Source organism: Allobosea sp. GW822-FHT03F07 (assembly GCF_058801345.1).
Genome location: NZ_JBXAND010000002.1, coordinates 79,471 through 93,468, shown reverse-complemented (window position 1 = coordinate 93,468; position 13,998 = coordinate 79,471). Strand labels below are relative to the sequence as shown.

General features: G+C 66.5%; 15 protein-coding genes and 1 tRNA gene. 9 read left to right on the top strand and 7 right to left on the bottom strand.

Annotated features, from left to right (window positions below):
• The first annotated feature begins 62 nt into the window (after positions 1-62).
• Entirely contained in the window at positions 63-1,040 is a 978-nt protein-coding gene (locus AC1RMY_RS09010; RefSeq protein ID WP_492863659.1) for a Bug family tripartite tricarboxylate transporter substrate binding protein, read from the top strand.
• Between the two features lie 27 nt (positions 1,041-1,067).
• On the opposite strand, the gene AC1RMY_RS09005 is transcribed toward AC1RMY_RS09010, so the two are convergent.
• Complete coding sequence (locus AC1RMY_RS09005; protein WP_492863658.1) at positions 1,068-1,628, bottom strand: regulatory protein RecX; 561 nt, start codon at positions 1,626-1,628, stop codon at positions 1,068-1,070.
• Positions 1,628-2,047, bottom strand: a complete 420-nt coding sequence (arfB, locus tag AC1RMY_RS09000; protein ID WP_492863657.1) for an alternative ribosome rescue aminoacyl-tRNA hydrolase ArfB — start codon at positions 2,045-2,047, stop codon at positions 1,628-1,630. Before arfB ends, AC1RMY_RS09005 begins: the two co-directional genes overlap by 1 nt.
• A 39-nt stretch (positions 2,048-2,086) precedes the next feature.
• Between arfB and mazG the strand changes: the two genes are divergently transcribed.
• The 5 genes from mazG (at position 2,087) to rimO (ending at position 7,274) form a co-directional block, all read left to right on the top strand.
• Positions 2,087-2,923 carry a nucleoside triphosphate pyrophosphohydrolase gene (gene mazG, locus AC1RMY_RS08995; protein WP_492863656.1) on the top strand — a complete coding sequence of 279 codons (837 nt, stop codon included), beginning with the start codon at positions 2,087-2,089 and terminating at the stop codon, positions 2,921-2,923.
• 55 nt (positions 2,924-2,978) lie between these two features.
• Positions 2,979-4,439: a siroheme synthase CysG gene (gene cysG, locus AC1RMY_RS08990; RefSeq protein WP_492863655.1), complete on the top strand. Its 1,461-nt coding sequence runs from the start codon at positions 2,979-2,981 to the stop codon at positions 4,437-4,439.
• An 84-nt stretch (positions 4,440-4,523) separates the two neighbouring features.
• Positions 4,524-4,961: an OsmC family protein gene (locus AC1RMY_RS08985; protein WP_492863654.1), complete on the top strand. Its 438-nt coding sequence runs from the start codon at positions 4,524-4,526 to the stop codon at positions 4,959-4,961.
• Entirely contained in the window at positions 4,958-5,824 is an 867-nt protein-coding gene (locus AC1RMY_RS08980) for a sulfurtransferase (RefSeq protein WP_492863653.1), read from the top strand. The genes AC1RMY_RS08985 and AC1RMY_RS08980 overlap by 4 nt, the downstream gene beginning before the upstream one ends.
• A gap of 130 nt (positions 5,825-5,954) precedes the next feature.
• Complete coding sequence (rimO, locus tag AC1RMY_RS08975) at positions 5,955-7,274, top strand: 30S ribosomal protein S12 methylthiotransferase RimO (protein ID WP_492863652.1); 1,320 nt, start codon at positions 5,955-5,957, stop codon at positions 7,272-7,274.
• A gap of 17 nt (positions 7,275-7,291) precedes the next feature.
• Here rimO and AC1RMY_RS08970 read toward each other — a convergent pair whose 3' ends face one another.
• Positions 7,292-7,618 (bottom strand): hypothetical protein, encoded by a 327-nt coding sequence (locus AC1RMY_RS08970; RefSeq protein ID WP_492863651.1) that lies wholly within the window; start codon positions 7,616-7,618, stop codon positions 7,292-7,294.
• A gap of 219 nt (positions 7,619-7,837) precedes the next feature.
• Here AC1RMY_RS08970 and AC1RMY_RS08965 point away from each other — a divergent pair.
• Positions 7,838-7,927: transfer RNA gene (locus tag AC1RMY_RS08965), tRNA-Ser, on the top strand.
• Between the two features lie 196 nt (positions 7,928-8,123).
• On the opposite strand, the gene guaA is transcribed toward AC1RMY_RS08965, so the two are convergent.
• Together guaA and AC1RMY_RS08955 are read right to left on the bottom strand one after the other, a co-directional pair.
• Entirely contained in the window at positions 8,124-9,689 is a 1,566-nt protein-coding gene (gene guaA, locus AC1RMY_RS08960; protein WP_492863650.1) for a glutamine-hydrolyzing GMP synthase, read from the bottom strand.
• A gap of 51 nt (positions 9,690-9,740) precedes the next feature.
• Complete coding sequence (locus tag AC1RMY_RS08955; protein WP_492863649.1) at positions 9,741-11,039, bottom strand: RsmB/NOP family class I SAM-dependent RNA methyltransferase; 1,299 nt, start codon at positions 11,037-11,039, stop codon at positions 9,741-9,743.
• A 199-nt stretch (positions 11,040-11,238) separates the two neighbouring features.
• On the opposite strand from AC1RMY_RS08955, the gene AC1RMY_RS08950 reads away from it, so the two are divergent.
• Positions 11,239-11,385, top strand: a complete 147-nt coding sequence (locus AC1RMY_RS08950) for a hypothetical protein (protein WP_492863648.1) — start codon at positions 11,239-11,241, stop codon at positions 11,383-11,385.
• A 111-nt stretch (positions 11,386-11,496) separates the two neighbouring features.
• Positions 11,497-12,672, top strand: coding sequence for a glycerophosphodiester phosphodiesterase (locus AC1RMY_RS08945; protein ID WP_492863647.1), 1,176 nt, complete (start codon positions 11,497-11,499; stop codon positions 12,670-12,672).
• A gap of 75 nt (positions 12,673-12,747) precedes the next feature.
• On the opposite strand, the gene AC1RMY_RS08940 is transcribed toward AC1RMY_RS08945, so the two are convergent.
• Both AC1RMY_RS08940 and AC1RMY_RS08935 read right to left on the bottom strand, forming a co-directional pair.
• Positions 12,748-13,017 carry a hypothetical protein gene (locus AC1RMY_RS08940; protein ID WP_492863646.1) on the bottom strand — a complete coding sequence of 90 codons (270 nt, stop codon included), beginning with the start codon at positions 13,015-13,017 and terminating at the stop codon, positions 12,748-12,750.
• A gap of 168 nt (positions 13,018-13,185) precedes the next feature.
• Positions 13,186-13,902, bottom strand: a complete 717-nt coding sequence (locus AC1RMY_RS08935) for an amino acid ABC transporter ATP-binding protein (protein WP_492864433.1) — start codon at positions 13,900-13,902, stop codon at positions 13,186-13,188.
• Positions 13,903-13,998: the final 96 nt, after the last annotated feature.

Genomic DNA, 13,998 nt, shown 5'->3' with positions numbered 1-13,998 from the left:
CGGCGGATGACCAGCGGCCGACAAGAGCCGCTTGCAACGTTCACAGGGAGGTATCCGTTTCCATGACCACATCACGTTCCCTTGCCGTGCTCGCTGCGGCAGCAGGGCTCTGCATCGCCGCGGCCGGCACAGCCCAGGCTCAGGCCTGGCCGAGCCGGCCGATCACCTTCATCGTCCCCTTCCCGGCCGGCGGCGGCACCGACGCCTTCGCCCGCCCGCTCGCCGCCCAGCTCGACCAGCAGCTCGGCCAGCGCATCATCATCGAGAACCGCGGCGGGGCCGGCGGCACGGTCGGGGCCTCGGCCGCCGCCAAGATGCAGCCGGACGGCTATGGCTTCTTCGTCGGCGCGGCCCACCACGCCATCGCGCCGGCGCTCTATCCGAAGCTCGACTACAACATCCAGACTGATTTCATCCCGATCGCGGTGATCGCGCAACCGCCGCAGGTCATCGTCGTCCACCCGAAGGTCCAGGCCAAGACGGTTGCCGAGCTGATCGCCTTCGCCAAGTCCAATCCGGACAAGCTCAACTACGCCTCGGCCGGCAACGGCACGACCCATCATCTGGCGGGCGAACTCTTCAAGCTGCAGACCGGCACCAAGCTGACGCATGTCCCCTATCGCGGCGCCGGGCCGGCGCTGCAGGACATCGTCGCCGGCCAGGTCGACATCCTGTTCGACGGGCTCGGCTCCTCGGCGCCGCAGATCCAGAGCGGGCGCCTGCGCGGCCTCGCGGTCGCGGCCGCGACGCGTTCCGACGCGATTCCCGATGTGCCGACGGCCAAGGAAGCCGGGCTCGAAGGCTATGAGGTCGCGACCTGGTATGCGCTCTGGGCGCCCAAGAACACGCCGCCCGAGATCGTCACGCGGATGCGCGCCGAGGTCGCCAAGGCGCTCGCCACGCCGGCCATCGCCGACGCCTGGAAGAAGAACGGCTCGCCGATCCCGACGCTGGCCGGCGACGATTTCGGCAAGTTCGTCGGCGCGGAAATCGCACGCTGGGGCAAGGTCGTCTCCGAGGCGCAGGTCAAGCTCGAATGAGCCGGGCGGATTAGCCCGCCCCTCACCTCACCCGCCAGCCATCTCCTCATCGCCCGCGCCGTCGATCACGGCGCGGGCGATCGTCATCGGAAAGCCGGCCCGCGCCATCGCTGCGAGGTCCTTCTGGCGCGAAAGCCCGCGATCACCACGACTCCACGGACCCAGCCGCTTGAGCCGCGCAGTCTTCATCGCAGCCGCCATCTCCTGTTCCGCACAGCCTTCGCTGACCTCGGCTGCAAGATCACGGGCGACGCCCTTTGCCGAGAGACTGGCCGCGACGGCGCGGGAGGACCGCCCCCTGCGCCGCATCCTTGCCGCTCTGGCTTCCGCGAAGCGCTGATCATCGACCAGCCCGGAGGCGACGCAGCGCGCAACGACCTCATCCAGCATCTCGTCGAACGCTGCTGGCTCCTGGCCATGATGCCGGCAGCTCAGCAAGACCTTGCGCGCCAGCACGCGGCGCAACTGCGCGGCCGGAGCGGCATAGCGTTCGAGATAGTGCATCGCCGCGCGCTGGAGATAGTCAGCGGTGATGCGTCGTGGGGCTCGGCGCTCGAATCGGCCCGAGCCCGCTTGCGCTGCCTCCATCAATCGGCGCCCGGCTTGGCACGGCCGGCCTTGATCGACGAGCGCTTGTCCTTGGAGACCAGCCGGCGCTCCTTCGAGGCCTTGGTCGGCTTAGTCGGCCGACGCGTCTGCGGGCGCACCGACGCTTCGCGAATCATCTCCAGCAGCCGTTCGAGCGCCTCCTCGCGGTTGCGCTTTTGGCTGCGCTGGGCCTGCGCTACGATGACGATCACGCCGTCCTGCGTCAGCCGGCTGCCGGCGAGCTTCATCAGCCGGATCGCGACGTCGTTCGGAAGCGAGGGCGAACGGCGCGCATCGAATTTGAGCTGCACCGCGCTGGAGACCTTGTTGACGTTCTGGCCCCCTGGACCGGAGGCGCGCACGAAGCTTTCCTCGATCTCGCTCTCGTCGATGGCGATGGACGGCGTGACTTGAATCATGGGAGGAACCGTAGCCTATTCCTCCCGGAGTTTCTCCCCTTGCAGCCATCTCGCGATATCGCCCGGCTGATCGAGATCATGGCGGCGCTCCGCACGCCGGGCACGGGCTGCCCCTGGGATCTCGAGCAGGATTTCGCCTCGATCGCCCCCTACACGATCGAGGAGGCCTATGAGGTGGCCGATGCGATTGCGCGCGGCGATCTCCTCGACCTCAAGGACGAACTCGGCGACCTGCTGCTTCAGGTCGTCTTCCATTCGCGTATGGCCGAGGAGGAAGGGGCTTTCGCCTTCCCCGACGTGGTCGAGGCGATCACCGCCAAGCTCGTCCGGCGCCATCCGCATGTCTTCGGCGATGCCCGCGATATGTCGCCGGCGGAGGTCAAGACGCTCTGGCACAGGATCAAGGCGCAGGAGAAGGCCGGCAAGGCGGCGGCCCGAAAGGCTGCGGGCTTGCCCGAGGAGGTCGAAGAGAAGGGCGTTCTTGCCGGCGTCACGCAGGGGCTGCCCGCCCTCACCCGCGCCTGGAAGCTGCAGGCCCGGGCCTCGACGGTCGGCTTCGACTGGAACGATGCGCGCCTCGTGCTCGACAAGATCCGCGAGGAAACCGCCGAGATCGACGAGGCGCTGGCTTCCGGCGACAAGGCGGCCATCGCCGAAGAGATCGGAGACCTGCTCTTCGTCGTCGCCAACCTCGCCCGCCATGTCGATGCCGATCCGGAAGGTTGCCTGCAAGCGGCCAACGCCAAATTCGAACGGCGTTTCAAGGGGATCGAGCAGGCTCTGGAAGCGCAGGGCAAGGTCGCCGCCGATGCCAGCCTCGCCGAACTCGAAGACCTCTGGCAGGCGGTCAAGCGCAGCGAGAAAATGAAGGCCTGAGCAGGCTCGGCGCTGCGCGTGACAGAACCGGCCTGATGCGCCAGATACGAAGACGATGACCCAGAGACGCCCCGAGACCAATCGCGCCCGCCGCATCGAGCAGCTCGCAACATTGCCGCTCTTCCACAAGCTGGAAGGACGAAAGGTCGTGCTCGCCGGCGACAGCGAGGGCGCACTCTGGAAGGCCGAACTGCTGGCCGCGACCGGCGCCGAACTGCACGTCTTCGCCGGTCAGGGCGCGGAGCCGTTCGAGGCCCTCGCCGCCGCGTCGCCCGGCGGGCGCATCATCGTCCATGCCCGCATCTGGCGGGCTGACGACCTTCAGGGGACGGCGCTCGCCGTCGGCGACATCGAGGACGAGGGCGAGATCCGTGCCTTCGTCGACGCGGCAAGGCAGGCCGGAGCGCCGGTCAACATCGTCGACAAGCCGGAATTCTGCGATGTCTCCTTCGGCACGCTGGTCAACCGCTCGCCGCTGGTCGTCGCGATCTCGACCGACGGCGCAGCCCCCGTCTTCGGGCAGGCGATCCGCGCGAGGATCGAGACCTTGCTGCCGGCTGGCCTCAAGCATTGGGCGCAGGCGGCGAAGGACTGGCGGCCGGCCGTGCAGGCGCGCGAACTGCCCTTCGCGCTGCGGCGCGCCTTTTGGGAGCTCTTCACCGGCAGGGCGATGAGCGCTCCCGAGCGGACGCCGGACGAGAGCGACCGGGAGGCCCTGTTCGCGGCGCTCGACCAGATCGAGGGCAGCCAGGACGCGACGGGCCGGGTCAGTCTCGTCGGCGCAGGACCCGGCGATCCCGATCTGCTGACGCTGAAGGCGATCCGCGCGCTCCAGAGCGCCGACATCATCCTCTATGACGACCTCGTCTCGCCGGGCGTGCTCGAACTGGCGCGGCGCGAGGCCAAGCGCATGATGGTCGGCAAGAAGGGCTATGGCCCCTCGGTCAAGCAGAGCGAGATCAACGCGCTGATCGTATCGCTGGCGAGCCAGGGCAAGCATGTGGTGCGGCTGAAGGGCGGCGACCCCGGCATTTTCGGGCGCGCCGGCGAGGAGATCGCCGCCTGCAACGCGGCGGGTCTTCCCGTCGTCATCGTCCCCGGCATCTCCGCCGCACAGGGCGCCGCCGCCTCGCTGGGTCTGTCTTTGACCCATCGCGACCACGCCCGCCGGCTGCAATTCGTCACCGGCCATGCCCGCAGCGGCGACCTGCCGGAGGATCTCGACTGGCGCGCCATGGCCGATCCTCATGCAACCACGGTGATCTACATGGCGCGCGCCACGCTGTCGGGCTTCCGAGACCGGGCGATCGCGGCCGGGCTCGATCCCGCGACGCCGGCGATCGCCGTGCAGGCGGCAACGCTGCCCGGCGAGACCCGCGTAACCGCGACCATAGCGACCCTGCCCGAGCGCCTGCGCGAACTGCCGAAGGGCGGGCCCGTGCTCGTGATGGTCGGGCATGCGCTGGGCGAGGCGCGGACCGGCTCTTCGTCGCTAACCGATCGCCGTCACGCCTGACAATCCGCCCAAGATGCTGCCCGGCTCGCCTCATTGCGGCCAAGCGACTATCCATAGGTTGAGTCGCAAGTCAGGAGGCGGACCGTGAAAGCACGTGCGAGATGGGTCGAAGGCATGGCCTTCATGGGCGAAGCCGGCAGCGGCCATGCCGTCATGATGGATGGCGCTCCCGAGTATGGCGGACGTAATATCGGCATCCGGCCGATGGAGATGCTGCTGATCGGGCTTGCCGGCTGTACCGGCTTCGACGTCGTGCAGATCCTGAAGAAGGGACGCGAGCCGGTGACCGGCTGCGACGTCGAGGTCGAGGCGGAGCGCGCCACGGAAGACCCCAAGGTCTTCACCAGGATCCACCTCGCCTATCGGATCAGTGGCCCCGGCCTCTCGCCCGCCAAGGTCGAGCGTGCCGTCACATTGTCGAAGGAAAAATACTGTTCGGCTTCGATCATGCTCGGAGCCACCGCCGAGTTCACCTACACGATCGACATCGTCGACAACCTGAAGAAGGAAGCGGCCGAATGAGCGATAATGCCTTTTCCGGACTGATCAGCCCCGAGGCACTCCAGGCGCGGCTCGGCGACGGCAACCTCGTCGTCGTCGACATTCGCTCCTCCATCGATGGCGGCGGCAAGGCGGCCTATGAGGCCGGCCATGTACCCGGCGCCGTGCATTCCGACTATGCCGCCGATGGCTGGCGCGCCAAGGTCGGCAATGCGCCGGGGCTCCTGCCCTCGCTCGATCATCTCGCCGCGCTCGTCGGCCGGCTCGGCATCAAGCCGCATGACGACGTGGTGATCGTGCCCGCCGGCGTCAGCGCCACGGATTTCGCCGCGGCCGCCCGCGTCTACTGGACGCTGAAGACGATCGGCCACGGCCAGCAGGCCATACTCGACGGCGGCTTCAAGGCCTGGACGGCCGATGGCGCGCGCTCGGTCGAGGCCGGCCCCTCCTCTCCGAAGCCTGCCGCCCCCTACCCTGTCGTGATGCAGCAGCGCCTGCGCAGCACCAGCGACGCCACCCTCGTAGCCTCGCGCAGCAAGCTCGCGACGCTCGTCGATGCGCGCTCCGCCAGCTATTTCGAGGGCCGCGAGAAAGCGCCCGAGGCGACTCGCGCCGGGCATATCCCGGGTGCGGTCTCGCGCGACTATGCCGAGGCTTTCGACCCGGCGACGGGGCGTTTGAAGCCGCCGAGCGAACTGTCGAGCCTGTTCGGAGGCGTGCCCCAGGGGCCCGCGATCTCCTATTGCAACACCGGCCACACCGCGGCGCTGAACTGGTTCGTGATGTCGGAGCTGTTCGGCCGCGACGAGGTCGCCCTCTATGACGGCTCGATGACCGACTGGACGCAGGACCCCGAGCGTCCGGTCGCGACAGTCGCCGTCTGAGGACCGGCAGGGCAAGAATGCCGCCGGCCTCGCACGCCGGATTTGCCAAACAGGCTGAAACGGTTCAAAGGAGGGCGCGCGCGAGCTTAAGCCGTGCCGCCCCCTTTCAGAACTGTCGAGCAGCCCGCCGATGAACGCCGTCGCGCCGAAGATTTCTTTCGTTTCGCTGGGATGCCCGAAGGCGCTCGTCGATTCCGAGCGCATCATCACCTCGCTGCGCTCCGAAGGCTATGAGTTGAGCAAGAGCCATGCGGGCTCCGACCTCGTCATCGTCAACACCTGCGGCTTCCTCGACTCGGCCAAGGCGGAATCGCTCGAGGCGATCGGCGCCGCCATGGCCGAGAACGGCAAGGTCATCGTCACCGGCTGCATGGGTGCCGAGCCCGAGCAGATCCGCGACGCCTTCCCGAACGTGCTCGCGATCACCGGGCCGCAGGCCTATGAGAGCGTCGTCTCTGCCGTGCACCAGGCGGTTCCGCCCCGCCACGATCCCTTCGTCGACCTCGTGCCGGACCAGGGCGTCAAGCTCACCCCGCGCCACTACGCCTATCTGAAGATCTCGGAAGGCTGCAACAACCGCTGCAGCTTCTGCATCATCCCCAAGCTGCGCGGCGATCTCGTCTCGCGGCCGATCGGCGATGTGCTGCGCGAGGCCGAGAAGCTGGTGAAGGCCGGCGTCAAGGAACTGCTGGTGATCTCGCAGGACACCAGCGCCTATGGGCTCGACATCAAGTACAAGCCCTCGCTCTGGCAGGATCGCGAGGTCCGCACCCGCTTCTTCGAGCTGGCGCGTGAACTGGGCCAGATGGGGGTCTGGGTGCGAATGCACTACGTCTACCCTTACCCGCATGTCGACGAGGTCATCCCGCTGATGCAGGAAGGGCTGATCCTGCCCTATCTCGACATCCCCTTCCAGCACGCCTCGCCCAACGTCCTCAAGGCGATGAAGCGGCCGGCTCATCAGGACAAGACGCTCGATCGCTTGCGCAAATGGCGCGAGATCTGCCCCGATCTCGCCATCCGCTCGACCTTCATCGTTGGCTTCCCCGGCGAGACCGAGGACGACGTGCAGTTCCTGCTCGACTGGCTGAAAGAGGCGAAGCTGGAACGCGTCGGCGCCTTCAAATACGAGCCGGTCAAGGGCGCGCCCGCCAACGACCTCGGCCTCCCCCTCGTCCCCGAGGAGGAGAAGGAGGCGCGCTGGCATCGCTTCATGAAGGCCCAGGCCGAGATCTCGACCCGCATCGTCAGGAATCGCGTCGGCAAACGCATCCAGGTCATCATCGACGAGGCCGGCCCGACGGTGGCCAAGGGCCGCTCGAAATGGGATGCCCCCGAGATCGACGGCAACGTCTATGTCGCGAGCCGCAGACCCTTGCGTCCCGGCGACATCGTCAGCGTGAAGATCGAGCGCGCCGACGCTTACGACCTCCACGGCGTGGCGGTCTAGGCGCCGATTCCGACCGATCAGAGGCTCTGGCAGATCCGCCGGATCGCCTTGCCGCTGCGGTCGCGCGCGACCATGGTGCCGCTGCCGCAGCCGTGCTGAGCCCAATTCTCGGTCTGGGCCGTGCGGGCGCTCTTCGGCGGCGTGTCGCACACGCCCGCCGGGCAATCGGTCAAGGCCCGGCGCGGCTCGACCGAACGCGACAGCCGTGCCTTCCCCTCATCGGCAGCGACGACGGAGACCGGCTTGATGTCGGTGCGGCTGTTGCCGCTCTGCTGGGCGAGCGCCACGGTGACGATGGTCAGCGAGGCCAGGGCGAAACCGAAAATGCGGAGCGAGCGCGACATGGAAATGGTCCGAATGAGCATCAGCGATCGCTGACAACCATTCGTCGCCGCAACGCAGCATCGGGTTCAATCGGGCAATCAGAACGTCATCAGAGGACTGCCCGGCAGGTTAGAAAGCCCTTTTTCCCCCGGATACGTTGAGGCAACATCGGAACCGCGCGCGCCCCGCGCTCATGGCGCTTGCCAAATCGCCCTGCGACCGGCAATGACTGCGGCACCGGAAGGGTGGCCGAGTGGTTTAAGGCAGCGGTCTTGAAAACCGCCGTGGGTGCAAGCCCACCGTGGGTTCGAATCCCACCCCTTCCGCCATCGCTCGTCTAAGTCGTGGGCTTCTTTCTAAAACCGCATCGCATTTGGCAAAACAGCGCCGCGTTTTTGAACGGGACGAAAAAACGCGGAATGGAGTAGGAGGCCAGTTCAATGGAGTGACAGACGGACGAGAACGGCAATCAAGCGAAGGCGAAAATCACCGCCGAAACTACGCTATTGCCGCCGTTTGTATCCGTCACTCCCACTCGATCGTGCCGGGTGGCTTCGAGGTCACGTCGTAGACGACGCGGTTGATGCCCTTGACCTCGTTGATGATCCGCGTGGCGGTGCGGCCGAGGAAGGCCATGTCGTAGGGATAGAAATCCGCCGTCATGCCATCGACCGAAGTCACGGCGCGCAGCGCGCAGACATGGTCATAGGTGCGGTAGTCGCCCATCACGCCGACGGTGCGCACCGGCAGCAGCACGGCGAAGGCCTGCCAGATCACGTCGTAGAGGCCGGCCTTGCGGATCTCGTCGAGATAGATCGCATCCGCCTTGCGCAGGATATCGAGCTTCTCCTTGGTGATCTCGCCGGGGCAGCGGATGGCGAGGCCTGGCCCCGGGAAGGGATGGCGGCCAACGAAGGCCTCGGGCAGGCCGAGCTCGCGGCCGAGCACACGGACCTCGTCCTTGAACAGCTCGCGCAGCGGCTCGACGAGCTTCATCTTCATGCGCTCGGGCAGGCCGCCGACATTATGGTGCGACTTGATCGTGACCGAGGGCCCGCCGGAGAACGAGACGCTCTCGATCACGTCGGGGTAGAGTGTGCCCTGCGCCAGGAAATCCGCGCCGCCGAGCTTGGCGGCCTCGGCATCGAAGACGTCGATGAAAAGCCGACCGATGGTCTTGCGCTTGGCCTCCGGATCGGCGCCGCATTTGGCCAGCTCCGACAGAAAAAGCTCTTCGGCTTCAACATGGACGAGCGGGATGTTGTAGTGGTCACGGAACAGACGGACGACCTCCTCCGCCTCGTTCATCCGCATCAGCCCGTGATCGACGAAGACGCAGGTGAGCTGATCGCCGATCGCCTCATGGATCAGCACGGCCGCAACAGCCGAATCGACGCCGCCGGAGAGCCCGCAGATGACGCGGCCCGTGCCGACCTGCTCGCGGATCTTCTTCTGCATCTCGGCGCGATAGGCCGACATGCTCCAGTCGGGCACGCAGCCGCAGATGTTCACGACAAAGTTGCGCAGGAGCTTGCCGCCATCGGGCGTATGCACGACCTCGGGGTGGAACATCGTCGAGTAGAAGCGCCGCGCCTCGTCGCTGGCCACGGCATAGGGCGCGTTCTCGGAGGTCGCCTTGACGGTGAAGCCGGCGGGCAACTGCGTGACACGGTCGCCATGGCTCATCCAGACGGGATAGCGACCGCCCTCCTCCCAGACGCCCTCGAACAGTGCCGACGGCGTGACGATCTCGACATCGGCCCGGCCGAATTCCGCGGCGTGGCCGCTCTCGACCTTGCCGCCGAGCTGCTGCGCCATGGTCTGTTGGCCGTAGCAGATGCCCAGCACCGGCAAGCCGGTGGAGAACACCTCCTGCGGTGCGCGCGGCGAGCCCTCGTCGGGCACCGAGGCTGGCCCGCCCGAGAAAATCACGCCCTTCGGCTTCAGCCTCTGGAAGGCTTCGGATGCGGACTGGAACGGCGCGATCTCGCAATAGACGCCGATCTCGCGGATGCGTCGCGCGATGAGCTGCGTGACCTGCGAACCGAAGTCGATGATGAGGATGGAGTCGTGGTGCGTTTCGCTCGTCATCGCGCCCGGTTAAGCCATCGCGCGACGGCGTGCAACGGCCTGTTTCCTGTGTCAGGCCCCGCGCTGGACGCAGGCCAGGTAAAAGCCGTCGGTTCCGGTCCTTCTCGGCGAGAGCTGAACACCATGCACAGTCGCAAAGCGCGCCAGCAGGCCGAAATCCCCCTCCTCCGACGCCAGGATCTGCGCGAGCGGCACCACGCTCAATCCGGCCTGCCCCTCCAGCAACTCCGTGATCGCGGCATCGTTCTCCATCGGAAGTACAGAGCAGGTAATGTAGGCAATGCGCCCACCCGGCCTGACCAGCCGCGCGGCGCGCGCCAGCACCTCGGCCTGATCCTTCATTCGCTCCCCGAGAGCGCCCGGCCGCACCCGCCATTTCGCGTCCGGATTGCGCCGCCAGGTGCCCGAACCCGTGCAGGGCGCATCGACGAGCACGAGGTCGGCCTGCCCCTCGACATCGGCCAGCGGTTCATGGCCGCGCGAGCGCGGAATCCGGATCTCGACGATGCTTGCCCCCGAACGCGCCAGCCGCTCATGCAGCGGGGCGAGCCTGCGGCTGTCGAGATCGGTCGCAAAGAGCCGCCCCTGATTGTTCATCAGCGCCGCCAAAGCCAGCGTCTTGCCCCCTGCCCCGGCGCAAAGGTCGATGACGGTCTGCCCGGGTCGTGCGCCTGCCAGCAGCGTGACGAGTTGCGAGCCTTCGTCCTGGATTTCGAAGCCGCCGGCGAAGAAGGCGGGCTCGGCCTGAAGCGAGGGTCCCCGCCCGTCATGACCGGGCTGGAAGCGCAGTGCGTCCGGTGACCATGCCCCCGCTTCCGGGCTCGCATGGGCGAGGTCGGCCATCAGCGCCTCGCGCGTGGTCTTGAGCCGGTTCGCCCGGATGTCGATCGGCGCACGTCCGGCGAGCGCCTCGCCCTCGGCCACCGCATCAATGCCGAAGGCGGATGCGAAGGCCGGCCAGAGCCACTCGGGCACATCGGCGCGGACCCAATCGGGAGCGCCCCGCAGCGACAGCGCGACGAGCCGATCGACCTCCTCGGACTCCAGTGGCACGGGAGCATGGTTTTCGCCGGAGCAGAGCGAGGCGATCTCCTCCAGCCCGAGACTGCGTACGCGCGCCAGCATGCCGAGCACCAGGGCGCGCGGCGCCTCCGAACCCATGACGAAGGAACTGGAGGCCTTCCGACGCAAGGCATCATAGACCAGCGAGGCGATCGCGGCCCGGTCCTTCGAACCGGCGAAACGGCGCGACAGGCCCCAGTCCTTGAGCGCGTCGGAGGCCGGGCGGCGGCGCTGGATGATGTCGTCAAGCACCTCGATGGCGGCGCTGAGGCGGGCGGCAGGCGTCATTGTGCTGAACCGGTCATGGCGGCGAATTCCGGGGCCGGACGCTCGTCGATGCGCCGGTCATTGTGCGAGCCAATATCGAGATTGGACGATTTCAAACATGGCGCACAGTGATAGCGCACCCAGCGACATACTCTTGACGCGGTCCTTCCACAGGCTGAAAGACGAGGCAACTGCCTCTTGCAACAAAAGGTTCTGATCGATGCTGCGCGCCGGCCATCTCGTTCTCGCTTCTCTGATCGCGCTCGCGCTCGCCGCCTGCGCCGCCCAGCCCGCACCGGACCTGACCCCGCCGCCGGCCAAGCGCCTGGACGCCAAGACCACGCTCGAGAACAGCCCGCGCCGCTGATGCTTTCGCCTCCCCGCGGCCATGGCTGCGGGGAGGCCATCAGGCATTCAACCGCCTGTCACATCGCCCGATCAGGGTCGCGCTGGAAACGACGCTCCAAGGATCGATGCCATGATGACGAAAACCCTGCTTTCCACCGGCCTTGCGACCGTTCTCGGCCTGGTCCTGCTCGCGCCCCAGGCGGCGCCGGCCCAGACTTCGCCTGCCCCGACGCTATCCGGCCAGAAGCCGCTCATCGTCGGCCACCGCGGCGCCAGCGGCTATCGCCCCGAGCACACCCTCGAAGCCTACAAGCTCGCGATCGAACAGGGGGCCGACTTCATCGAGCCCGATCTCGTCGCCACCAAGGACGGCGTCCTGATCGCCCGGCATGAGCCGATCATGAGCGGCACGACCGACGTCGCGAGCCGCCCCGAATTCGCCAGCCGCAAGACCACGCGTAAGGTCGACGGCGTCGAGACGACGGACTGGTTCGCCGGTGATTTCACCCTGGCCGAGATCAAGACGCTGCGCGCCAAGCAGGCTTTCGCCGATCGCGACCAGTCGCATAACGGCAAATACGAGATCCCGACCTTCCAGGAGATCATCGATCTCGCCAAGTCGGAGAGCACCCGTCTCGGCCGCACCATCGGCATCTACCCCGAGACCAAACACTCGATCTTCCATGCCGCGATCGGCCTGCCGCTCGAAGACCGGCTGCTCGACGCCCTCAAGGCCGCGGGCTGGACTGAGAAATCCTCGCCCGTGATCATCCAGAGTTTCGAGACCGCCAATCTGAAATATCTACGCGGCAAGACGCAGGTGCGTCTGTTCCAGCTCGTCGATGCGGACGATGTCGACAAGGATGGCGGTATCGTCGTCGCCGCCCCCTTCGACAAGCCCTATGATTTCGTCGTCACCGGCGACAAGCGCAGCTTCAAGGATCTCGTCACGGCGGAAGGCTTGAAGGAGATCGCGACCTATGCCGATGGCGTCGCACCGTGGAAGCCTTATCTGATGCCAGGCAAGCAGATTATCGGCGCCGACGGCAAGCCGCAGGATCTCAACAAGGACGGCGCCATCGACGAGCGCGACCGGGTGCTGCTGCCGGCCTCCGATGTGGTGAAGAACGCCCATGCCGCAGGGCTTCTCGTCCATAGCTGGACGTTCCGCAGCGAGCCGAAGCGCCTCGCCTCTGATTTCAAGGGCGACCCGGCCAACGAATACAAGGCCTTCCTGGCGCTCGGCATCGACGGGCTCTTCAGCGACTTTCCCGACACGGCGGTCAAGGCGCGCGACGGCAAATAGGGCCTCCTCGCGCAATAACGAAATAGCCCGCCTTACGCTTGCAAGGCGGGCTTTTTCGTTGTCTGGCTGGAACGATCAGTCGCAGACACGTTCCGTGCGACGAACCTCGCCGCGAGGCGTCTCGCGAACCGTCGTGATCGTGCGGCAATCGCTGCGGTCGCGAACACGGTAGTAGCGCTCGCGCTCGCGGGCGCGCTCCTCGCGGCGGATTTCACGATCGACGGCGCGTTCGCGCGGCGACCGCGGATCGACCTCGACCCCGCCGGGGCCGATACTGATCGACTGGGCATAGGCACCGCCCGTCGTGATCAGGGCAGCCAGCAAGGCGGGAATGAAGGGCTTCATGATGGTTCCTCCGATTTGTGGAGACAACCATCGTCGGCCGTCATTGTTCCAGCTCGCCCGGAAACGGCCCTGCCGTAGCTCCTGACAGACCAGCAAAAGGCCAGTGTTCTCAAAGAAATAGCGCGCCGGATTGCTCCGGCGCGCCAACTGGAATCCCTTGGTCTCGTCTCAGTGGAGGATCTGCGAGAGGAAGAGCTTGGTGCGTTCGTGCTGGGGGTTCTTGAAGAACTCGTTGGGCTTGTTCATTTCGACGATCTGCCCGGCATCCATGAAGATGACGCGGTCGGCGACCTGGCGGGCGAAGCCCATCTCGTGCGTGACGCAGAGCATGGTCATGCCCTCCTCGGCCAGCGAGACCATGGTGTCGAGCACCTCCTTGACCATCTCCGGGTCGAGCGCCGAGGTCGGCTCGTCGAACAGCATGATCTTCGGGCTCATGCAGAGCGAACGCGCGATCGCCACGCGCTGCTGCTGGCCGCCCGAGAGCTGGCCCGGATATTTCGCCGCCTGCTCGGGGATCTTGACGCGCTTGAGATAGTGCATCGCGATCTCCTCGGCGTCCTTCTTGGGCAGCTTCCTCACCCAGATCGGCGCCAGCGTCAGGTTTTCGAGGATCGTCAGATGCGGGAATAGGTTGAAGTGCTGGAACACCATCCCGACATCGCGCCGAATCTCGTCGATCTTCTTGAGATCGTTGGTCAGTTCCGTCCCGTCGACGATGATCGAACCCTTCTGGTGCTCCTCCAGCCGGTTGATGCAGCGGATCATCGTCGACTTGCCCGATCCCGAAGGCCCGCAGATCACCAGCTTCTCCCCGCGCTCGACCTTCAGGTTGATGTCGCGCAGCACGTGGAACTCGCCATACCACTTGTTCACGCCGATCATCTCGACGGCGGTGGGCGTGTTCAATGAGGTCGGCTTCAGGGCCGCGGGACGGGAATCCGTCGTCTTCATCTCTGCCATTGCCATGATCGTGGTCCC